Annotated in this window: 19 protein-coding genes; 14 read left to right on the top strand and 5 right to left on the bottom strand. The window is 64.7% G+C overall.

Annotated elements, in window-relative coordinates:
* Positions 1-11 precede the first annotated feature (11 nt).
* From lysS to CAFEA_RS09480, 7 genes are all read left to right on the top strand, one after another.
* A complete protein-coding gene (gene lysS, locus CAFEA_RS09510; protein WP_063938902.1) occupies positions 12-1,523 on the top strand; it encodes a lysine--tRNA ligase in 1,512 nt (503 codons plus the stop codon).
* A 24-nt stretch (positions 1,524-1,547) separates the two neighbouring features.
* Positions 1,548-2,420, top strand: a complete 873-nt coding sequence (locus tag CAFEA_RS09505) for a hypothetical protein (protein ID WP_076589931.1) — start codon at positions 1,548-1,550, stop codon at positions 2,418-2,420.
* Between the two features lie 73 nt (positions 2,421-2,493).
* Complete coding sequence (locus CAFEA_RS09500; protein ID WP_063938900.1) at positions 2,494-2,904, top strand: TM2 domain-containing protein; 411 nt, start codon at positions 2,494-2,496, stop codon at positions 2,902-2,904.
* A 72-nt stretch (positions 2,905-2,976) separates the two neighbouring features.
* On the top strand, positions 2,977-5,046 hold the full coding sequence (locus CAFEA_RS09495; RefSeq protein ID WP_063938899.1) for a glucose PTS transporter subunit IIA: 2,070 nt from the start codon (positions 2,977-2,979) through the stop codon (positions 5,044-5,046).
* Positions 5,039-6,730: a phosphoenolpyruvate--protein phosphotransferase gene (gene ptsP / locus CAFEA_RS09490; protein WP_063938898.1), complete on the top strand. Its 1,692-nt coding sequence runs from the start codon at positions 5,039-5,041 to the stop codon at positions 6,728-6,730. The genes CAFEA_RS09495 and ptsP overlap by 8 nt, the downstream gene beginning before the upstream one ends.
* The gene (locus CAFEA_RS09485) at positions 6,727-7,026 is read left to right on the top strand and encodes a CHY zinc finger protein (protein ID WP_074432071.1); all 300 of its coding nucleotides are present in this window, start codon (positions 6,727-6,729) and stop codon (positions 7,024-7,026) included. The genes ptsP and CAFEA_RS09485 overlap by 4 nt, the downstream gene beginning before the upstream one ends.
* A gap of 130 nt (positions 7,027-7,156) precedes the next feature.
* Positions 7,157-9,895, top strand: a complete 2,739-nt coding sequence (locus CAFEA_RS09480; protein ID WP_063938897.1) for an ATP-dependent Clp protease ATP-binding subunit — start codon at positions 7,157-7,159, stop codon at positions 9,893-9,895.
* On the opposite strand, the gene CAFEA_RS09475 is transcribed toward CAFEA_RS09480, so the two are convergent.
* Positions 9,829-11,310: a lipase family protein gene (locus tag CAFEA_RS09475; protein ID WP_082855751.1), complete on the bottom strand. Its 1,482-nt coding sequence runs from the start codon at positions 11,308-11,310 to the stop codon at positions 9,829-9,831. The genes CAFEA_RS09480 and CAFEA_RS09475 overlap by 67 nt on opposite strands.
* A gap of 24 nt (positions 11,311-11,334) precedes the next feature.
* Here CAFEA_RS09475 and CAFEA_RS09470 point away from each other — a divergent pair, with 24 nt between their 5' ends.
* Positions 11,335-11,505, top strand: a complete 171-nt coding sequence (locus tag CAFEA_RS09470) for a DUF4236 domain-containing protein (protein ID WP_074432070.1) — start codon at positions 11,335-11,337, stop codon at positions 11,503-11,505.
* Here the strand turns inward: CAFEA_RS09470 and CAFEA_RS09465 are convergent.
* Positions 11,484-12,365, bottom strand: coding sequence for an HhH-GPD family protein (locus CAFEA_RS09465; RefSeq protein WP_063938895.1), 882 nt, complete (start codon positions 12,363-12,365; stop codon positions 11,484-11,486). The two genes, CAFEA_RS09470 and CAFEA_RS09465, sit on opposite strands and share 22 nt — an antisense overlap.
* Between CAFEA_RS09465 and CAFEA_RS09460 the strand changes: the two genes are divergently transcribed.
* On the top strand, positions 12,364-12,984 hold the full coding sequence (locus CAFEA_RS09460) for a carbonic anhydrase (RefSeq protein ID WP_035000077.1): 621 nt from the start codon (positions 12,364-12,366) through the stop codon (positions 12,982-12,984). The genes CAFEA_RS09465 and CAFEA_RS09460 overlap by 2 nt on opposite strands.
* Before the next feature lie 9 nt (positions 12,985-12,993).
* Positions 12,994-13,659, top strand: coding sequence for a hypothetical protein (locus CAFEA_RS09455; protein WP_063938894.1), 666 nt, complete (start codon positions 12,994-12,996; stop codon positions 13,657-13,659).
* On the opposite strand, the gene CAFEA_RS09450 is transcribed toward CAFEA_RS09455, so the two are convergent.
* The 3 genes from CAFEA_RS09450 to CAFEA_RS09440 form a co-directional block, all read right to left on the bottom strand.
* Complete coding sequence (locus CAFEA_RS09450; protein ID WP_143313233.1) at positions 13,652-14,992, bottom strand: hypothetical protein; 1,341 nt, start codon at positions 14,990-14,992, stop codon at positions 13,652-13,654. The genes CAFEA_RS09455 and CAFEA_RS09450 overlap by 8 nt on opposite strands.
* 5 nt (positions 14,993-14,997) lie before the next feature.
* Positions 14,998-16,350: a DNA repair protein RadA gene (gene radA, locus CAFEA_RS09445; RefSeq protein WP_063938892.1), complete on the bottom strand. Its 1,353-nt coding sequence runs from the start codon at positions 16,348-16,350 to the stop codon at positions 14,998-15,000.
* 88 nt (positions 16,351-16,438) lie between these two features.
* A complete protein-coding gene (locus tag CAFEA_RS09440) occupies positions 16,439-16,969 on the bottom strand; it encodes a hypothetical protein (RefSeq protein ID WP_035000073.1) in 531 nt (176 codons plus the stop codon).
* Positions 16,970-17,149: 180 nt separating this feature from the next.
* Between CAFEA_RS09440 and CAFEA_RS09435 the strand changes: the two genes are divergently transcribed.
* The 4 genes from CAFEA_RS09435 to ispF all read left to right on the top strand — a co-directional run bounded on the left by CAFEA_RS09435 (position 17,150) and on the right by ispF (position 20,527).
* On the top strand, positions 17,150-17,740 hold the full coding sequence (locus CAFEA_RS09435; RefSeq protein ID WP_035000071.1) for a CarD family transcriptional regulator: 591 nt from the start codon (positions 17,150-17,152) through the stop codon (positions 17,738-17,740).
* A 1-nt stretch (position 17,741) separates the two neighbouring features.
* Positions 17,742-18,419 carry a 2-C-methyl-D-erythritol 4-phosphate cytidylyltransferase gene (ispD, locus tag CAFEA_RS09430; RefSeq protein WP_253705038.1) on the top strand — a complete coding sequence of 226 codons (678 nt, stop codon included), beginning with the start codon at positions 17,742-17,744 and terminating at the stop codon, positions 18,417-18,419.
* A gap of 153 nt (positions 18,420-18,572) precedes the next feature.
* On the top strand, positions 18,573-20,045 hold the full coding sequence (locus CAFEA_RS09425; RefSeq protein WP_063938890.1) for an HNH endonuclease signature motif containing protein: 1,473 nt from the start codon (positions 18,573-18,575) through the stop codon (positions 20,043-20,045).
* Positions 20,042-20,527, top strand: a complete 486-nt coding sequence (ispF, locus tag CAFEA_RS09420) for a 2-C-methyl-D-erythritol 2,4-cyclodiphosphate synthase (protein WP_063938889.1) — start codon at positions 20,042-20,044, stop codon at positions 20,525-20,527. Before CAFEA_RS09425 ends, ispF begins: the two co-directional genes overlap by 4 nt.
* The last annotated feature ends 225 nt before the right edge of the window (positions 20,528-20,752 follow it).

Here is a 20,752-nt window from a genome sequence, read left to right as displayed (position 1 = left end):
GATTATTCGCCGTGACTACGCAGGACTTTTCAGAGCAGCAGCAAATCCGCCGGGAGAAGAGGCAGAGGCTTATCGACGAAAGGCGGGACGCCTACCCCGTCGAAGTCGATCGCACTACGTCTCTGAAGGACCTTCGCGCCAAGTACGACGGCACGCTGGATGCGGGCGAGGAGACGCAGGACGAGGTCGCCGTTGCCGGCCGCATTATGTTCCAGCGCAACACCGGCAAGCTGTGCTTCGCCACTCTGCAGGAGGGCGACGGCACCCAACTGCAGGTCATGCTTTCTCTGGCTGAGGTCGGCGAAGAGGCGCTGGGCCAGTGGAAGGCCGACACGGACTTGGGCGACATCGTCTCCGTGCGTGGCCGGGTCATCTCGTCGCGTCGCGGCGAGCTGTCCGTGATGGCGAAGTCCTGGCACATGGCCTCGAAGTCGCTCAACCCGCTGCCGGTGGCGTTCGCGGACATGAACGAGGAGCAGCGGGTGCGCCGCCGCTACACCGACCTGATCATGCGCGAGGACGCGCGCACCAACGCCATGACCCGCATCAAGGTCATCGCTGCTGTGCGCAAGTACCTCACGGGTCTGGACTTTGTCGAGATTGAGACGCCGATGCTGCAGACGCTGCACGGTGGTGCCGCGGCACGTCCGTTTGTCACCCGCTCCAACGCGCTGGACATCGACCTGTACCTGCGCATCGCGCCGGAGCTCTTCCTCAAGCGTGCTGTGGTCGGCGGCATCGAGCGCGTCTTCGAGATCAACAGGAACTTCCGCAACGAGGGCGTGGATTCCTCCCACTCCCCGGAGTTCACCATGCTGGAGACCTACCAGGCGTGGGGCACTTACAAGGACGGCGCGGCCACTATGAAGGGGCTTGTGCAGTTCTGTGCCGAGGAAGTCTTCGGCTCCCAGAAGGTCACGCTTGCGGACGGCACGGAGTACGACCTCGGTGGCGAGTGGAAGGTCCTGGAGATGTACCCGAGCTTGAACGAGGCGCTGCAGCGCAAGTTCCCGGGACAGCCGGAAGTGACCATCGACACCGACGTGGACACGCTCAAGGGCATCGCGGAAACCATCGGCCTGAAGGTGCCGGAAAACGCCGGCTGGCTGCACGGCAAGCTTGTGGAGGAGATCTGGGAGGAGCTGTGCTCCGACCAGCTCTACGAGCCGACCTTCGTGGTCAACTTCCCGGTGGAGACCTCCCCGCTGACCCGCGACCACCGCGACAAACCCGGCGTGACCGAGAAGTTCGACCTGTATGTCCGCGGCTTCGAGCTGGCCACCGGCTACTCCGAGCTGGTTGACCCGGTGATCCAGCGCGAGCGTTTCGAGGACCAGGCCCGCCTTGCCAGCGCCGGCGACGACGAAGCGATGCAGCTCGACGAGGACTTCCTCGCCGCGATGGAGCAGGGCATGCCCCCGACAGCCGGCTGCGGCATGGGCGTGGACCGCCTGCTGATGGCCCTGACCGGCCTGGGCATTCGCGAGACCGTCCTCTTCCCGATGGTGAAGCCGGAGGCGTAAGCGACGATGCGACGTTGGCTCCTAGTGGCGGCGTTACTCGCCACGTCCCTCGCGGGGTGTTCCACCGAGACCGAAGAGGACCTCGCCGAACCGACCGTGAGCCTCGCCCCGACCACGACTACGAAGCCGACCACGGAGTCGTCGTCAAGCACCAGCTCCACCAAGCGCAAGGACTCGCCGCCGGACTGCTCCGACGAGGCGCTGCAGGCCTCACCGGGGTTCGAGGATTTCCAATTTTTCGGCGAGTGCGAAGGGGGTTTTGCGCGACCGGGTGTGCCACAATCCGGCCTCATTTTGCTGGCGCAATGGGACGGGAAGCACTGGACCGAGGTTGATGCAGACGGCGTCTGGGACGGAATGGGTATGGCGCGTCCGTGCTTTAACCCGGGGCGCCTCGAAGAAATGGGTGTGCCGAAGCGGTTAGCGGAGAAGGAACCGCGCTGCGGGGTGTACGGGCCTGGCGAGGAGCCGTATCACATGCAGTCGACTCAGGCTGCACCGTCCACGACGAAGACGAAAGACCCGAACTGGGGAGTCAAGCGTGATAGCGACGGTGTCATTGTTGAAGCCAATCTTGAAGGGTTTACGCGACAAATTTCAGCTCCGTCGTGCGATGGTCGAGGGATCCTTATCCTCGATTCCGTCATTGATGAGGGGGATGTCGGGCACACGCATTCGCAAATCGCTTTCGGCGTTGCCTACTTGGGGGACGGCAATGCGGAATTCACCTACCCCGGACAGTGCGCATCATTGCGCAAGCAGGTTGACGGTCAAAACATTTATCCGATTTACATGGACTTTGGCCACGACACGACAGCGCTGTGCGCGGCGAAGGCGAATTACGGCGGCAACGCGCGGTTGCTGAATAACAGTGGGGAGTACGTCGACCCCTGTTAGTTAATCGGGTGGGATTGCTGGCATTGGTATATATTTCAAGGGTATTGTTTCCCACTCCCTGAAAGGTTTTACAGTGAGCACCGCTTGGAGCCCCAACGACAACGGCAACCCGCAGCAAAACAACCCGGCCGGCCAACCGGCGTGGGGTCAACAGCCGATGCAGATGCAGCAGCAGTACGACCAGAACGGCATGCCGGTGAATATGTATTCCCAGCAGATAAACGTGAAGCCAAAGAGCAAGGTTGTCGCAGCGTTGTTGTTCTTTTTCCTCGGTGCGATGGGGGCAGGTAACTTCTACCTCAACCAAAATTCCCGGGGCTTCATCAAGCTAGGCCTGTTCCTGCTGGCGGTTCCGCTCGCATTCTTCCTGATCGGCGAAATGATTTGGGCTGCTCTCGCCCTGTGGGCATTTGTCGAATTCATCATGGTGCTCACCGGCTCCGGCGGCTACGATCGCGATGCTCGTGGTGTCCCGCTGAGCTAGCAGTTGTTACTGGTGGTTATAACCAACTAAAGTTTGATGCGATCAATCCTCGTGGTTGAAAGGAGCATCACCATGGCAACCACCAAGGCGAGCCTGCAGGATCAGGCCGCCGACATCCTCGCCGGCATCGGCGGGGCGGACAACATCGCGTCTATGACGCACTGCGCGACCCGTTTGCGCTTCGAGCTTCACGACACCTCCCTGGCAGACAAGGACCGCTTGGAGGCTAACCCCAAGGTCATGGGGGCTGTCCCGCAAGGTGGCAGCCACTACCAGGTGATTGTGGGCGGCGATGTGGCCACCGTGTACAACGCGATGAACAAGCTGCCGGAGCTAGCGAACCGCGACGTGTCCAACGAGGACCTCAAAGCCCAACAGCGCGACAAGGCCAAGGGCAAGGTCCCGTGGCTGGACGCGTTCTTCGAGTACCTCTCCGACTCCTTCCGGCCCATTTTGGGTGTGCTGCTCGGTGCGTCGCTGATCATCGCCTTCGCGGCATTCCTGGACGCGTTCAGCATCGTCGACTTCCGCGCGGAGGTAAAGACCCCGGGTTGGCAGTTCGTGGACGCCATGTGGAACTCCGTGTTCTTCTTCCTGCCGGTCGCGGTGGCGTACAACGCGGGCAAGAAGCTGGACATTGACCCGTGGGTGCCTGCCGCCATCATGTTGGCGCTGTTCACCCCGGATTTCATCGACCTAAAGGAGCACCCCGACGCGCGGGTTATTGATCTCTTCGGTGCGCCGACCGACGTCGTTGACGTGTTCGGCCTGCCCATGATCCTCAACGGCTACAACGGCAACGTGTTCGTGCCGCTGATCATGGCCGCGGTCGCCGCATTGCTCTACAAAGGCCTGCAAAAGATCATCCCGTCCACGGTGCACATGGTCTTCGTGCCGTTTTTGACCATGCTGATCATGATCCCGGTGACCGCGTTTCTCATCGGCCCGTTCGGCTACCTGCTCGGCGCGTGGATCGGCACCGGCCTGGCCTGGATGAACGGCAATGCGCCGTTCATCTTCGCCCTGCTGATCCCGATGCTGTACCCGTTCCTGGTGCCGCTTGGCCTGCACTGGCCACTCAATGCCCTGATGCTGGTCAACATTGACACCCTGGGCTACGACTTCATCCAGGGCCCGATGGGTGCGTGGAACTTCGCCTGCTTCGGCGCCACCGCCGCTGTACTCGCGCTGTCCATCCGCGACCACGACCCGCTCATGCGCCAGACCTCCGGTTCCGCGCTCGCGGCCGGCCTGCTTGGCGGCATCTCCGAGCCGTCGCTCTACGGCATCCACCTGCGCTTTAAGAAGATCTACCCGCGCATGCTGGTGGGTTGCTTCGCCGGTGGCCTCACCATCGCCATCCTGGGCACCCCGTTTGGCGGCGTGAAGACGAACGCGTTCGTGTTCACCTCGCTGCCAACCATGTTCGTGTTCGACCCGATGTGGGTGTACATGCTCGCCATCGCCGTGGCGTTCTTCACCTCCTTCTTCATCATCCTGGTCACCGACTACCGCACCCCGGAAGAGAAGGCCGACGCGCTTGCCCGCGCTGCCGCGGCCCGGAACGCCGATGAGGACGAGGAAGCCGAGATGGTTGAAGACGAGGTCACGGCAGTTGATGATCCGGCGAAGGAGCGGGCGGGGCTGACGTCGGCAAGCGATGCGGATGCGATTGTGCTCGCGCCCATCGCCGGTGAGGTTGTCGCGATGGAAGCGCTGTCGGATGCAGCATTCGCCTCCGGCGCCCTCGGCCAGGCGGTCGGCGTTACCCCCGAAAACACCACGCTCACCGTGGTCGCCCCGGCGGCCGGCAAGGTCATTTCCGTGGCGAAGACGGGCCACGCCTACGGCATCAAAACCGACGATGGTGTGGAGCTTCTGGTCCACATCGGCGTGGACACCGTCAAGCTCAGCGGTGAGGGTTTCACCCCGCTGGCAGAAAAGAAGCAGCTGGTGGAGGCGGGTGATCCGCTGGCGGAGGTGGACTTCGCCGCAATCGCCGGTCACGGCGTGGACACGACGGTTATCACTACAGTGGTGAACTCGAAGAAGCTCGGCGGCGTGGGTGACGTTGCAGACGGCACGGTCGTCGCTGGCGATCCGATTCTCGAGGTCACAACTGAGGTGAACACGAATGTCTAACCGCACCGTCCTGCACGGCATTGGCGTATCGGCCGGCACCGCGTCTGGCCCGATCGCCGTGGTCACGCCCGCAGTGGGTATCGACGAGCACGAGCCCGCCTCCACGGATCCGACAGCCGACAGCGAGCGAATTCGCAAGGTGCTTGACGACGTCGCAGCGTCGCTCACCGCCCGCGCCGAGCACGCCAACTCGGACTCGGCGAAGGCCGTGCTGGAGGCGACCGCGGGGCTGGCAACCGACAAGGGCCTCATCCGCGGCATCGACAAAGAGCTGAAGAAGGGCACCGGCCCGACGAAGGCGATCCACGACGCGGTGGAGCTCTACGCCAACAAACTGCGCAAGATTGGCGGATACATGGCCGAGCGCGTCACCGACCTCTACGACATCCGCGACCGCGCCACAGCTCGCCTGCGGGGACTGCCGGAGCCGGGAATTCCGGACCTGACCGAGCCGTCCATCCTGATCGCGCACGACCTGGCGCCGGCGGAGACCGCAACGCTGGATAAAAACCTCGTCCTCGGCATCGTCACCGAGGCTGGCGGCGCGACCTCACACACCGCCATCCTGGCCGCTCAGCTGGGTATTCCGTGCGCGGTGCAGGTCAAAGGTATTGCGGAAGCAGTTTTGGACGCTCCGCTGGTCGCCCTCGACGGCGGCGTCGGCGAGGTCATCGTCGCACCGAACGCATCGGACGTGGAGGAACTCGAGGAGCGCTCCCGCCGCCGCGCGGCAGCCCTGGCCGGCTCCTCCGGTGAGGGCGCGACCCGCGACGGGCACAAGGTCAAGCTGCTGGCCAACACCGGCACCGCAGAGGACGCCGCAAAGGCAGCGGGCTACGACCTCGAAGGCTCCGGCCTGTTCCGCTCCGAGTTCCTCTTCCTCGACCGCGACTCTGCGCCCAGCCTGGAAGAGCAGACCGAGACCTACACGAAGGTGCTCGAAGCCTTCGGCAGCCGCCGCGTGGTGGTGCGCACCCTGGACGCGGGCGCAGACAAGCCGCTGTCGTTCGCGGATCTTGGTGAGGAGGAAAACCCGGCGCTGGGCCGTCGCGGCCTGCGCCTCTCGCAGGCACGCGAGGACCTCTTGGACACGCAGCTGGAGGCGCTTGCCGAAGCAGGAGAAAACGTCCCCGACGCTGAGCTGTGGGTGATGGCACCGATGGTCGCAACCGTTGAGGAAGCCAGGTGGTTCGCCGAGCGCGCCCGCGGTGCTGGCCTGGCAAAGATCGGCGTGATGGTGGAAACCCCAGCGGCCGCCATCCGCTCAGGGCAAGTGCTGGAGGAGGTGGACTTCGCCTCCATCGGCACCAACGACCTGTCGCAGTACACGATGGCCGCCGACCGCATGCAGGGCGAGCTGGCGGAGCTGCTCTCGCCGTGGCAGCCCGCGGTGCTGTCCATGATCCGCGAGACTTGCCGTGGCGGCGAGGCCACAGGGAAACCGGTCGGCGTGTGCGGCGAGGCAGGCGGCGACCCGCTCATGGCGCTCGTGTTGGTGGGCCTCGGTGTGAAGTCCCTGTCGATGGCCCCGGGCAAGGTCAACGCCGTGCGCGCCGCGTTGCGCCTGCACGACTTTGACACCTGCCGTCAGATGGCCAACTTCGCCGTTGATGCCCGAACAGCGAAGAGCGCACGCGAGGCCGTGCTGAACCTCGCCGATCCGGTGCTGCAGGATCTGCTCTGATCCACGGAATCGCCGTCGATGGGCAAGGGCGTTGCGCTCACTGGCACTCTGAGCGCGACGTCGTTGCCAACACGTGCGGGGCCTGCGAGAAACTGTGGGCCTGCTCGCTATGCCACGACGAGTTGGCTGATCACGGTTTCGTGCCCGTCGATAGGCAACTGCCCTCCGTGATGTGCGGCGCGTGCGGGCGCATGATGACGCATGCCGAATACGGCGCGTCCTGCCCCTCGTGCGGGCACCCTTTCAATCCCGGCTGCAAGGCCCACGAGGATGTGTATTTCCGGCCTGTTCGCTAAGGGTGAACATCGCCTCTCACCTGCGATTATCGACGACCATGCGGGTATGCGCGAACAAACCAGGGAAGTGATGTCGGACCCCGGCGTTATGGTGGTGGACAACTGATTTAGGAAAGAAGGGGTCAGCCACATGTTCGAGCGGTTTACCGACCGGGCCCGTCGCGTCATCGTCCTTGCACAGGAGGAGGCGCGCGAGCTCAACCACAATTACATGGGCACCGAGCACATCCTGCTCGGCCTGATCAAGGAGGGCGAGGGCGTCGCAGCGAAGGCGCTCGAGTCCATGGGCATCAACCTCGACGACGTGCGTCGCGAGGTCATCGACATTATCGGCCACGGCACCCAGCCGGTGACCGGCCACATCCCGTTCACCCCGCGCGCGAAGAAGGTGCTGGAGCTTTCCCTGCGTGAGGGCCTGCAGATGGGCCACAAGTACATTGGCACCGAGTTCTTGCTGCTCGGCCTCATCCGTGAGGGCGACGGTGTGGCGGCCCAGGTGCTGATCAAGCTCGGCGCGGACCTGCCGCGCGTGCGCCAGCAGGTTATCCAGCTGCTGTCCGGCTACGAGGGCGGCGAGGGCCAGAACCCGGAGTCCCCGCAGCAGGGCCAGCCGGGCTTCGCAGGTGCCGGTGCGGGTCCGCGCGCTGGTGGTGGCCCGCAGGGCGGCGAGCGCTCCAACTCGTTGGTGCTGGACCAGTTCGGCCGCAACCTCACCGCGGCCGCGAAGGAAGGCAAGCTCGACCCGGTTGTCGGCCGCGACAAGGAGATCGAGCGCGTCATGCAGGTGCTGTCGCGCCGCACCAAGAACAACCCGGTGCTCATCGGCGAGCCCGGTGTGGGTAAGACCGCCGTGGTTGAGGGCCTTGCCCTGGACATCGCCAACGGCAAGGTCCCGGAGACGCTGAAGGAGAAGCAGGTCTACTCCCTGGACCTGGGTTCCCTGGTGGCGGGTTCCCGTTACCGCGGCGACTTTGAGGAGCGCCTGAAGAAGGTGCTCAAGGAGATCAACCAGCGCGGCGACATCATCCTGTTCATCGACGAGATTCACACCCTCGTCGGCGCGGGTGCCGCGGAGGGTGCCATCGACGCGGCTTCGCTGCTGAAGCCGAAGCTGGCGCGCGGTGAGCTCCAGACCATCGGCGCGACCACGCTGGACGAGTACCGCAAGCACATTGAAAAGGACGCGGCCCTCGAGCGCCGCTTCCAGCCGGTGCAGGTGGACGAGCCGAGCCTGGAAGACACCGTGCAGATCCTCAAGGGCCTGCGCGACCGCTACGAGGCGCACCACCGCGTGTCCTACACCGACGACGCCCTCAAGGCGGCAGCGACGCTGTCGGACCGCTACATCAACGACCGTTTCCTGCCGGACAAGGCCGTCGATCTTCTCGACGAGGCCGGTGCCCGCATGCGCATCAAGCGCATGACCGCCCCGGAGGACCTCCGCGAGGTTGACGATCGCATCTCCGAGGTGCGCAAGGAAAAGGAAGCGGCGATCGACGCCCAGGACTTCGAAAAGGCCGCCGGCCTGCGCGACACCGAGCGCAAGCTGGGGGAGGAGCGCTCCGCCAAGGAGAAGAAGTGGCGCTCCGACGACCTGGAGGAGATTGCCGAGGTCGGCGAGGACCAGATCGCGGACGTGCTGGCCAACTGGACCGGCATCCCGGTGTTCAAGCTCACCGAGAGCGAGTCGAACCGTCTGCTCAACATGGAAGATGAGCTGCACAAACGCATCATCGGCCAGGACGAAGCAGTCAAGGCTGTCTCCCGCTCCATCCGCCGCACCCGTGCCGGCCTGAAGGACCCGAACCGTCCGTCCGGCTCCTTCATCTTCGCCGGCCCGTCCGGTGTGGGTAAGACGGAGCTGTCCAAGGCGCTCGCGGAGTTCCTCTTCGGCGACGACGACTCGCTGATCCAGGTGGACATGGGCGAGTTCCACGACCGCTTCACTGCCTCGCGCCTCTTCGGCGCACCTCCGGGATACGTCGGCTACGAAGAAGGCGGCCAGCTCACCGAGAAGGTACGCCGCAAGCCGTTTAGCGTGGTGCTTTTCGACGAGATCGAGAAGGCGCACAAGGAGATCTACAACACGCTTCTCCAGGTGCTCGAAGAGGGCCACGTCACCGACGGCCAGGGTCGCAACGTGGACTTCAAGAACACCGTGCTGATCTTCACCTCGAACCTGGGCACCGCCGACATTTCCAAGCCGGTCGGCCTAGGCTTCACGGGTGACACCGCCACGGATGCCGAGGCGCAGTACGAGCGCATGAAGGGCAAGGTTAACGACGAGCTGAAGAAGCACTTCCGTCCGGAGTTCCTGAACCGCATCGACGACATCGTGGTGTTCAAGCAGCTCAATCAGGACGAGATTGTCCAGATGGTGGACCTGCTCATCGGCCGTGTGGACAAGAACCTGGCCGCGCAGGACATGGGTATCGAGCTGACCGAGAACGCGAAGAGCCTGCTCGCGGTCCGTGGCTTCGACCCGGTGCTGGGTGCGCGCCCGCTGCGCCGCACGATTCAGCGCGAGATCGAGGACATCCTGTCGGAGAAGATCCTGTTCGGCGAAATCGGCGCCGGCGAGATCATCACCGCGGACGTCGAGGGCTGGGACGGCGACGTCGAGGCTGCACGCAAGGAACGCGGCAAGGCCGCGCCGGACGCGAAGTTCACCTTTACCCCGCGCCCGCGCCCGCTGCCTGCAGAGGCCTTCGACGTGGAGCCGGAGGACGAAGTCCGCGACATCGAGCCGGAGCGCACCCAGCCGGAGTCCGAGGCATCAGAGTTCCCGGATGAGCGCGAAGATCAGAAGGGCAGCGACGGCAAGGAAGGCGGCGACGGTAACGAGGGCAACGGCCCCGAGCCGGTGTAAGCGTAAGCCCACAAGCCCAGGGCGCCGAGAGTGCCCAGCACGGAGAACACGATAGCGGTGATCTCCACGGCGTTGAGCCCCTCCACCACCTTGTACTCGGGGTGGTCGGAGGGGCAGACCTGTTTCATGGGCTTGCCTTTGAAACGGTCGGACAGCCAGTCCGCAACGTTGTCGGTCTGCAGCAGCAGCGGCAGCGCGTGACCGGAACCCGGGGCGCGCGGAGTGAGCTCGCGGCGGCCAGACGACAAGGGCTGCGTGGGCGAGCCCGGTACAACCACGCGGCGGTACTCCACCTCGGCGCCGAGTGCGCAGTAGTCCTCAGCCAGCTGGGTGGCTTGCGGCTCCGGGACGAGGTCGTCGTCCGGGTTGGTCAGCACCATCATCGGCGCGTTCGGCTTCACCTTGCCAAGCTTGTTGTGCTCGAGGTATTTGCCGATGCGCTCGTCTTCTTCCGCGATGTCTGCGAACGTCTTTCCGTCGACGAACATGTCGTCGGTGATCTTCGGGGCGTTCATCGACGCATCGATAACGCACGACGTTTTCAGATCCTCCAGCAGGGCCTTGCCGTCGTCGGTGAGGTGTTCCTGGATCGCCTCGTGGAACTCGGGGTAGGTCTCCGAGTAGCTGGCGGCGGCGAAACCCGCCACTGCGGTGAGCATCGGTGCGGACGCCTGCTGCAGCACGCCCAGGGGGTCGGCCGGGGGAGCTCCAGAGAAAGTACCAACCACGTTGAGCTCCGGGGCGTAGTCGCCGACCAGCTCCGCGGCCGCCGCAGCTGCGCCGCCGCCCTGCGAGTAGCCCCAGAACGCCACCTTCTCGCCGCGTTTGGCTACGGCCCGGGCGGCGTCAATCACCGCCCGGCCCTGGTCGACGCGGTTGAGGTAGGTGTGCAGGCCGTCGGTGCCTAGGCCCATGTAGTCCGTGACTACCACGCGGTAGCCGTCGTCGAGAAGCATCTGCACCATTGGCACCTCGTAGTTGATGTTCACCGTGCCGCCCGGGCCGAGGGAGGACAACATCGACGACGCCGCCGACGGCGCGCACTGGTCGCCCAGGCCGCGCGTGCCGGGGGCGAGAACGATCAGGCCCTTTGCAAACGGACGGTCGTATAGCGCGCCGGTGACCGGCACCTTCTCGCCGCGCTCGTTGACGGAGGTGTAGCGGATGCGCTTGCCATTGGTGCCCAGCACCCACTTTTTCGCGTCGAGCTTTCCAGGAGTGTTACCTGCCGCGCCGTCAAGCGACTGCGAAGACATCTCTGGGACAGACGAGAGCGACGACGCGTCACCGATCACCTCGAAGGTCGACGAACCTACCGAAGACAGGGAAGAAAGCGATTCCGCGCTCAAATCCTCAGCGTGCGCAGAGGGACAAATCAGGAGCGGGACAGCAAAAAGACACCACCGTTTACGCATGGGAAGCAGTGTAAGCTCCCGTCCATGGGAATTCAGTACCGCAAGCGCCAAAAGATCAGCGACGGCAGCTGGCTCAACTACTCCAAGTCCGGCGTGTCCGCGTCGAAGAAGATCGGGCCGGTCACCTTCAACTCCCGTGGCGGCGTGTACGTGAAGCTACCCGGCGGGCTGCACTACCGCGGCAGGTGGAAGTAACCCTTCTCGTCCTGCTCGGCCAGACCGTCTTCGAGCAGTGAAAATAGCGCGCGGGAAAGCTGTGCGGGGTCGTGCCAGAGGTCGTCGATAAGCTTTTGCTCCACTGGGCTGTCGGACTCCCGCAACAACCGCATGATCTTGCCGCGCACCTGACGGTCGGTGCCAACAAAGCGCTGCGAGCGCTTCTTCACTTCGGCTTCCGGTTTGCCGGCCGCGAGCCACGCACACTCAGCGCGCACCGGGCATTCCTCGCACTTCGGCGCCCGCGCGGTGCACACGAGTGCTCCGAGCTCCATCAGCCCGACAGAAAACTCGGGGCCATTCTGCTCCGGCAAGAGCGCCGCAACCTGCTCGATTTCCTTCTTGCCGGGCGCCCCGAGCGCCTCGCCGCGCTCCACGCGGGCCACCACGCGCCGCACATTCGTGTCCACAACTGGCACGTTTTTCCCGTACGCGAAGCACGCCACCGCCCGCGCGGTGTAGTCGCCGATCCCGGGGAGCGCCAGCAGCTTATCGACGTCCTCCGGTACCTCCCCGCCATGCTCATCCACAATCACCTGCGCGCACTCCTTCAGACGCAGAGCCCGGCGCGGGTAGCCCAGGCTGCCCCAGGCGCGCAGGATCTCGTCCGTGCCAGCCTGCGCGAACGCCGCCGGGGTGGGCCAGCGCTGCATCCATTCCTGCCAGATAGGTGCGACGCGCTCGACCTGGGTTTGATGGCTCATCACCTCGCTAAGCAGCACGCCCCACGGAGACGTTGACGAGTTTCGCCAGGGCAGTTGGCGAGCGTTGGCTCGGTACCAGGAAATAATCTTGTTTAGGCGCAGTTTCGTCACAATGCGTGCAACAATAGCGGTCATGACTAATGTGACCGATCTCCAGGCCGCCACCACACCCCGCGAAGTGTGGGAGCTGCTGAAAGCAGGCAACGAGCGTTTCGCCACCGGCAACACCGCGGACCCGCGCCGCGACCCCGCAACCCGCCAGCAGCTCACCTCCGGCCAGAACCCGGCAGTCGTCGTGGTGGGCTGCTCCGACTCCCGCGTGCCAATTGAGCTGCTTTTCGACGCCGGCTTCGGCGACATCTTCGTCATCCGCACTGCCGGCGGCTGCGTGGACTCCGCGGTGTCGGCGTCCGTCGAGTTTGCGGTGGACGGCCTCGGTGTCGACCTCGTGCTCTTCCTCGCCCACGAGAAGTGCGGCGCCGTGGGGGCAGCCGTGGAAGCACTCAGCTCCGGCGACATCCCGCCCGGCTTGACGCGCGTATTCGTGGAGAAGATCTCGCCGGCCGTCGCCGAGGCGAAAACCCGCGGCGAGCAGGTGGAGCAGGCGCACGCACGCAACGGCGCAGAGCACCTGGTGGCCCGCATCCCGTCCGTCATTTCCGGGCTGACGCACAAGACCGTGGGCGTGGTGGGTGCGCGCTACCGCCTGTCCGACGGCCGTGTCGAGACCACCTACGAAAACTTCGGCGATTAAGTTATAGGCATGTCGAACCAGCGCCCACTGCCTCCGGAGATCTACATGCGCCGCCGCGTGGCGGCCCTCGTCATCCTGCTGGTGATTGTGGCGCTTTTGGTGTGGGGCCTGTCCGCGTTCGCCCGCAGCGGCAAGACCGACGAGACGGAAAACACCCCCGAGACCGTGTCAGAAGCACCGTCCACCACCCTGGCCACCGAGCCGACGGTGCAGCTTTCCGAGGAGAGCACGCCCAGCTCCACCCAGCCGAGTGAGGAAACCGTCGCCGCTCCTGTGAAGAAGGGCAGCTGCGAGCTGGCGGACTTGGAGATCCACGCCTCCAGCAACCAGCCTTCGTACGCCATTGGGGTGCAGCCGGTGTTTTACATGGAGGTGAAAAACCCCACGGACACCGACTGCGTGATCAACCTGGATGACAACCTGCTGCGTTTTGAGGTCTACGACATGGCCACCAACGACCGCATCTGGTCCGACACCGACTGCTACCCGCCGGTGGCGGCAGGCAACGTCGAGTTCGCGCCGGGCGAGAAGCGACGTTGGGAGGCCCGCTGGTCCGTCACCGCATCGCAGCCGGGACAGTGCGACAACCGCCCGGAAGTGAAGGCCGGCTCCTACTTCCTGCACGGCGTGATCGGGGGCAACGCCTCCGACGCCAGCCCCTTCAACATCACCTAAGCCGCTCGAGCGCCTGCGCGTACGCGGGCAAGCCCGAGAACACCCCGAAGTCGCGCAGGTAGTTGACGGCCCAACCCATGGCCTCCGCGTCGCCCGCCTCGCGCGCCCGCTGGTGCACGGACTCCAGCACCAGCGCGGATTCTTCGAAGCGCTCGCAGCAAAACAGCGACACCGCGTTGTCGCAGAGCGTAAACAGGGTTTCCCGCGGGTTCTGTGTTTTCGCGGCGACCGGCAGCGCCCACGACGACAGGTCCACCGCTTCTGCTGCGCGCTGTGTTTTTTGCAGCGCGGTAACCACGTTGCCGACGTACTGAGAACCCAGACCGTCCGCTGCCCCGCTGTCCACGTACTCGGTGAACGCGTTTTTCAGCCGGCCCCGCGCGGACGGCCACAGCTCGCCGAACCCCGGGTCGGCCGCGGAGGCGACCCACTGCGCCACCGCCGACGCCCCTTGCAGGCGCCACCACGGCGATCCTTCGCCAGCGTCCACAATCTCCTGGGTGGGGGAGACCAGATATAGTGCGGCGTCGAACTCGTCGGAGCGAAGCAGCCTGCGCAACACCTGCGAGTACCGGCGCAGCGCGGTGTCCGCGTCCGCACCAGCGGTGTCCAGCAGCAGGCACGCCGCGGCGTCGCGCATCGCGCCCAAGTCCATGTAATTCGCGGCCTTGACCAGCGCCAGGTCGATCTCTTCCATGCCCGGGCAGATTCGCTCCGGCAACCTCGACAGCGCATCCAGAAACGCCAAGGTGTCCAGGGGCCGCCGCGCTTCGTCCGCCAGCAGCGCGAGCTGGAACACCACTACGTAATCCAGCGACGGGTGGAACGCCACCGCGCCGGCTGCATCGAAAATCTGGCGGGCCAGCTCTGAGCCCAGGTCCAGCTCCTGCAGCACCATCACCTGCTCCACCAGCTGGTTCGGCTCCGGCAGGTGCACCCCGACGGGGGACGACAACGAAAACACCACCGTGTCCGCAAAATCCGCCAGGTCGAGCGGTGGCACGTCCACCTCCCGTGACCTTCCCCAGAACGCCCTCGCCAGCGACGCCACCTGCGGGTCCCTGCCAGGCCACCGCGGCGACGTGAACCGCACGAGGAAACGTTGCCCCAGCCCAGCCTCCGTCGCGGCCGCGAAGAACTCCCCGAGGGCGCCCATTGCCTCCGCCGGATGCTCAATGAACGGCTCCGTGCCGGACACCAGCCCCAACGCCTGGTCGTGCAACCCTCCCCGCAAAAGAAACGTCGCCGTCTCAATTACTGCAACTACATGGTCTGAATCTGCCGTGTGTTCGCGGAGCACGTGAATAGCCCGCTGAATTTCCCCCTCATTCATCGCGCCTACTGTAGCAAGGACAGCGCCTCCGCGAGGGTGGAGACGGGGCGGACCGTCAGGCCGTCGATAGACAGCTTCTCTCCGGCGGGCACGATCGCGCTGGTGTAACCCATGCGGGCCGCCTCCTGGAGACGGCGGCCGAGGTTTGGCACCCGCCTGATTTCTCCCGCCAGCCCCACCTCACCCACAACCACCGTTTTCGCAGGCAGCGGCTTCTCGTGCAGGCTCGACCACGTTGCTAACGCGACCGCGAGGTCCGTGGCCGTTTCCGTGATCTTCACCCCGCCGACGGTGGCCACATAGGCGTCCTTGTCGTTCGTGCGTTCCCCGCAGCGAGCCTGCAGCACCGCCAGCACCATGGGCACCCGGTTGAAATCGAGGCCGGTGACCACGCGCCGCGGGCTCTTGTTCACCGGATCCACGGTCAGCGCCTGCACCTCAGCGAGGATAGGGCGCACGCCGTCCATCGCCACCGTCACCGCGGATCCGTCCGGCGTTTTTCCGCGGTGAGACAGGAACAGCCCCGACGGGTCCGGCACCTCCCGGATGCCGCCGGAGGTCTGCTCGAAGCAGCCGACCTCGTCCGTGGCGCCGAAGCGGTTCTTAATGCCCCGGAGCATTCTTAGCGACGACTGCCTGTCCCCCTCAAAGTTCAACACCACGTCCACCAGGTGTTCCAGCACGCGCGGGCCAGCGACGTTGCCGTCCTTGGTCACGTGCCCCACCAGCAGCACCGGGATGTTCGTGGTCTTGGCCAGCGTGGTCAGCGCCGCAGTGACCGCGCGAGACTGCGCCACGCCACCGGCGACGCCTTCGACGCCGGCGGCGTGCATGGTCTGCACCGAATCCACAATCAGCAACGAAGGTTTCAGCTGCTCCACGTGCCCAAACACCACGTCCAGGTTGGACTCGGCGGCGAGATACAGCGTGTCCACCAGCGCCTCCGTGCGCTCGGCGCGGGCCCGGACCTGGCCCGCAGATTCCTCCGCCGTGACGTAGAGCGCCTTGCGCCCCTGCTTTGCCCAGCGCGACGCCACCTCCAGCAAAAGCGTGGACTTACCCACACCGGGCTCGCCCGCCATCAGCACCACAGAGCCGGGCACCACGCCGGAGCCGAGCACGCGGTCCAGCTCCCGGATGCCGGACTTGACAGTCTTCGTCGCCGCAGCCTCGACCTTCGTGATCGGGCTCGCGGGAGCTGACGGTGTCAGCGAGGACTTCTTCACCGGGCCTGAAGCAGCCGGCGCTTCCTCTTGGAGCGTGCCCCAAGACCCGCACTCGGGGCAGCGGCCGAGCCACTTGGGGGATGAGTAGCCGCACTCGGTGCAGGTGTGGATCACACGGGGTTTCTTTGCCATGCGCCACACCGTATAACACGGCCCCGACACGGTGTTCGAACACGAAAAAACCGCTGGTTAAACCAGCGGTTTCGCAAGAAGGGGGAGCTTAGACCTCGCGGTCCACCTGGCCGGAAGCCAGGGTCGGGGCGGACACGGTTGCCACGACATCCAGGGAGCCGGTGTCGAAGTTGAAGGTCACCGGCACGTTGCCGCCGTAGGCGAAGTCGTCGTTCGCCAGCGTGGTCGCGGTGTACTCGATGCAGTTGTCGTTCTTGTCCTGCGGCATGCGCTCCAGGCCGTCCTTGGAATCCGCAACCAGCGCGCAGTTGTAGGCGATGGAGGAGTTGCCGGAGATGGTCACGTTCTGGCCGTCCACGTCGACGGACTTCAGGGTGTGGTCCTTCATCGCGGTGTCCTGGTTGGTGGCGGTGAACTTCAGGGCGGCCTGGCCGTCCTCAGCGAGCACCACGGTCACGTCCTGCACGGCGACGGAACCGTCCTCGGTGGAGGCGCTAGCGCCGTCAACGGCCGCAACCTGGTTCGAGGTTTGGGTGATCTGGCCGGCGGAGCAGCCAACGAGGGCCAGGGTGGCGCAGCCAGCGACGGCGGCGGCAGCGACGCGCTTCAGGGACTTCACGGGGTGTCCTCCATCATCAAACTCATTCGAGGGTTTCCTCCGCAATACTCTAGCGTCTGCACAGCAGTTTTCCCACTTGCTCCCCCTATTGGGCGAGCCGACCTTTGGTCGTCGATAAGCGAAATGCGGGGTGGTAGGGTGTTGGGGTCTGAACTTCGCCTAACGACGCAAGGAGCCGCAATGGAATTCAAGGTCGGAGAAGTGGTTGTGTACCCGCACCACGGAGCGGCCCGCATCGCCGATATCGAGCAGCGCGAGATGCGCGGAGAGACCCTCGATTACCTGGTGCTGCAGATTCTCCACTCGGACCTTGAAGTGCGCGTTCCGGTGAAGAACTCCGAGCTAGTCGGTGTGCGCGACGTGGTCAACGAGGAAGGCCTGCAGAAGGTGTTCTCCGTGCTGCGCGAGACCGACGTGGAGGAGGCGGGCAACTGGTCCCGCCGCTACAAGGCCAATCAGGAGCGCCTCGCGTCCGGCGACATCAACAAGGTCGCGGAGGTTGTCCGCGACCTCTGGCGCCGCGACCAGGGCAAAGGCCTTTCCGCAGGTGAAAAGCGCATGCTGGGTAAGGCGCGCCAGATTCTCGTCGGCGAGCTCGCATTGGCGGAGCCGGTGGACGAGAAGAAGGTCGAGGAGATGGACAAGCAGATCCAGGCCATCATCGACGAGCAGGTCAAGGCCGGAATTTCCGTGGACCCGGGCCAGGTCGAAGACGATGACGAGGTGGATCTGGACGACCTCTCCTTCGACGACGAGGACGACGGCAAGTAAATTGCGCCTCGAAACCGTGGCGGTCGTCGCCGCCGCCGGGCAGGGGACCCGCCTGGGCGCCGAAGTGCCCAAGGCATATGTGGAACTTGGTGGCCGGACGCTGCTCGAGCGCTCCGTGGCGACGATGTCCGAGGTTGTCGACCACGTTGTCGTAGTGGTCAGCCCGTCGATGGAAACGCGCGCCCGCGGGCTCCTGGCCGGCTACGAGGTCCAGTTCGTGCATGGGGGTGCGGAGCGCGCGGACTCCATCTTCGCGGCGCTCAAAGCGATTTCGCTTGACGACGCCTGCGTGGTCGTCCACGACGCTGCCCGCGCGTTAACCCCCGCGGCGATGGTTTCGCGCGTGGTTGACGCGGTGCTTTGCGACGCCCCTGCGGTGGTGCCCGTGGTGCCGGTGGCGGACACTGTGAAGCGGGTTTCGGGGGAGATTGTCGAAGAGACCCTGGACCGGTCTACGTTGCGCGCTGCCCAGACGCCGCAAGGGTTTGACCTGCGGATGCTGCGCAAGGCGAACGAAAAGTACCTCGCTGAGAAACCGGCGTTTGTCGCCACCGACGACGCGTCTTTGATGGAGTGGTTCGGTGTGCCGGTCGTTTCCGTGGAGGGGGATCCCATGGCGTTCAAAATCACCACCCCGCTGGATTTGCGGTTGGCGGAAAGCGTGGTCGGCGCGCTCTAAGGCCCGTGTCGGGGTCGTTTGCTATAGGTAGCGTGGGGAGGTCTCGCCTTATCAGGGGTTCGAAAACGTATCCGAAAAAAGTTTTGAAAAACCCTTGACGTGGAACATGTGTCGGCATTATGTTCGACATTAGTTCCGGGAGGAGGGTGAGACATGAACGGAACTTTTGCAACGGAGAGAGAAGGCTGTCCGATCACCGCCGCAGGCCAGGCGATGCGGGAGGCAGAGTTCCAGATTTTCCACCGCTACGCCAAGCCGTTGGTAGAAGTGGAGGACTTCGAACTAGAGGCCTATTCGATTGCGATGGCAGTAGGGGAAAGCCAGAGTTGGGCTGAAAGTGGGATTCTTGGGTATTCGGTGCTCGCTGATCTACCGAAGCTGCGGGCGCTGCAGGAAGAGACCCGCCGGTTGGACGTGCGACGTCTGTCGGCCATCGAGTCCACGCTGAACCGCCTCAACGATCTGGCCACGCCAGACATTCTCGCGGACATGGACGAGTATCTGGTCAAGGTATTCACGCCGAGGCGGGTGGGGGCGGAGTTGCCGTCGCCAAGCTCGCTGCGTCGCCGTCTGCGCGAGCGGATCCAGCGCATCGATTCCGACCTCGCGCCGAACCAAAAGAAAATCAAGGAGCGGAAGAAAGAGAAGGACCTGCCGTTAGGCACCTGCCGGAGCCTCTTCTACGGCCAGGACGACGGCGATGCCGGGCTGAATGTGGAGGGCGACCCCGTCACGCTCGGCCGAATGGAGCGTTTCACCGAACAGGTGGCGCGCGAGCACAAGCTCTCAAGGGACGACGCGATCAAGGCCATCCTCACCGGCGAGATTCGTGCGACGCCGAAGGTCGTGCTCTACATGTTCACGTCGAAGACACCGGGCAGCTCGTACTACATCCCGAATTTCGGATGGACCGACGCGGACGGTACCGCCGCAGTGGAACAGATGCTGGAGGACAACCCGCCCCACGTCGTGGACCTGGACGAAGCGGAGTGCGCCGAAACTGAGGCGTACGTGCCCACCGCCGCCATCCGTGCGCTGGTGCAGGCCCGCGACGGGGTGTGCCTCTGGCCCGGCTGCAACGTGAAGGCCGAAAACTGCCAGCTGGACCACCGCATCCCATTCAACGAAGGCGGCAAAACCACCGCCTCAAACCTGTTCAGCCTCTGTGCGCACCACCACAACCTAAAGACCGATCGCCGCGTCTACTACGTGCCCGATCCGGTTACCGGCGAAATAGTGTGGCTGCACTCGGACGGCACCTTCCAAGTCTCGGCCCCGGAAGGGTTCATCACCGACTATCTGCAGCCGACGAACCCGAGGTGGCAGACAACGCTGGCGAAACGGCGGCAGAAACGCAAGGACCGTGCCGAGTTTTACAACCGCTGCCACTCTGCGGTAGAGAAGTACGAAAACGACTTCGACTACGACGCATGCATGGCCACGATCCGCGCGATGGAGGACAGGTTCGGCATGACATTCGAGTATCCGCCGGAAAAGAAGCCGGAAGACACCCCGGATATCCTCGCCGCGCTGGAAAAACAATGGAAGGAGATTGAGCTCGAGGAGATGCAGGAGTACTACTCCGACTACGACTTCAGCGACGCTGAAGTAGCGTCGTACTTATGACAAATCTCCGAGTAGGTACGGCGTTCGACGCCCACCAGATCCAACCCGGGAAAGAATGCTGGATCGCCGGCATCCTCCACGAAGACCAGGACGGCTGCGAGGGGCATTCGGACGGCGACGTGGTCAGCCACGTCATCGTCGACGCCGTATTGTCCGCCTCCGGCCTCGGCGACCTCGGCTCCTTCGTCGGCGTCGGCCGCCCGGAATACGACGGGGTACGCGGCGCCCAGCTCTTGCAAGAGCTGAAAGAGCTTCTCGACGCCCACGGTCACACCGTCGTCAACGTCTCCGCCCAACTGATCGGCCAAACCCCGAAGATGTCGCCGGTGCGCGAGGAAGCGGAGCGGGTCCTCTCGGAGGCGCTCGGCGCCCCTGTGTCTGTGTCGGCGACGACCACGGACCACATGGGATTCACCGGAAGTGGCGAGGGCCGCGCGGCCATAGCGACGGCGTTGGTGGAACGAAAGTTCCGTACTCCGTAACTACATAGTGGCCCCGCCGCTACCTGGCGGACGGCACCCTCCAGTTCACCAACCGCACCGTGCCCTACACGGCCACGGTGGAGCAAACCGTAAAGGAAAAGTGGGTCGAGACCCTCGAGGTTTCCGGTGCCTTCACCATGCTCGACGGCGACGCACAGGACGTGAAGTGCAGCGCGGGCCAGGTCGGGGAGCCGATCGACGTGCCGTTCCTGAGGCTCGCTACTC

It is taken from the genome of Corynebacterium afermentans subsp. afermentans (assembly GCF_030408355.1).
Taxonomy (GTDB): domain Bacteria; phylum Actinomycetota; class Actinomycetes; order Mycobacteriales; family Mycobacteriaceae; genus Corynebacterium; species Corynebacterium afermentans.
The sequence above is the reverse complement of the archived record's forward strand: the minus strand, read 5'-3'. Positions and strand labels throughout refer to the sequence as shown.

Bases quoted from the DNA above. Each gene is read 5' to 3' on its own strand.
- CAFEA_RS09455 (WP_063938894.1), top strand. From the start codon at position 12,994: ATGTCGAACCAGCGCCCACTGCCTCCGGAGATCTACATGCGCCGCCGC.
- CAFEA_RS09460 (WP_035000077.1), top strand. From the start codon at position 12,364: ATGACTAATGTGACCGATCTCCAGGCCGCCACCACACCCCGCGAAGTG.
- CAFEA_RS09450 (WP_143313233.1), bottom strand. From the start codon at position 14,992: ATGAATGAGGGGGAAATTCAGCGGGCTATTCACGTGCTCCGCGAACAC.
- CAFEA_RS09465 (WP_063938895.1), bottom strand. From the start codon at position 12,365: ATGACCGCTATTGTTGCACGCATTGTGACGAAACTGCGCCTAAACAAG.
- ispF (WP_063938889.1), top strand. From the start codon at position 20,042: ATGACAAATCTCCGAGTAGGTACGGCGTTCGACGCCCACCAGATCCAA.
- CAFEA_RS09435 (WP_035000071.1), top strand. From the start codon at position 17,150: ATGGAATTCAAGGTCGGAGAAGTGGTTGTGTACCCGCACCACGGAGCG.
- CAFEA_RS09495 (WP_063938899.1), top strand. From the start codon at position 2,977: ATGGCAACCACCAAGGCGAGCCTGCAGGATCAGGCCGCCGACATCCTC.
- ptsP (WP_063938898.1), top strand. From the start codon at position 5,039: ATGTCTAACCGCACCGTCCTGCACGGCATTGGCGTATCGGCCGGCACC.
- CAFEA_RS09470 (WP_074432070.1), top strand. From the start codon at position 11,335: ATGGGAATTCAGTACCGCAAGCGCCAAAAGATCAGCGACGGCAGCTGG.
- CAFEA_RS09425 (WP_063938890.1), top strand. From the start codon at position 18,573: ATGAACGGAACTTTTGCAACGGAGAGAGAAGGCTGTCCGATCACCGCC.
- CAFEA_RS09480 (WP_063938897.1), top strand. From the start codon at position 7,157: ATGTTCGAGCGGTTTACCGACCGGGCCCGTCGCGTCATCGTCCTTGCA.
- radA (WP_063938892.1), bottom strand. From the start codon at position 16,350: ATGGCAAAGAAACCCCGTGTGATCCACACCTGCACCGAGTGCGGCTAC.
- CAFEA_RS09475 (WP_082855751.1), bottom strand. From the start codon at position 11,310: ATGCGTAAACGGTGGTGTCTTTTTGCTGTCCCGCTCCTGATTTGTCCC.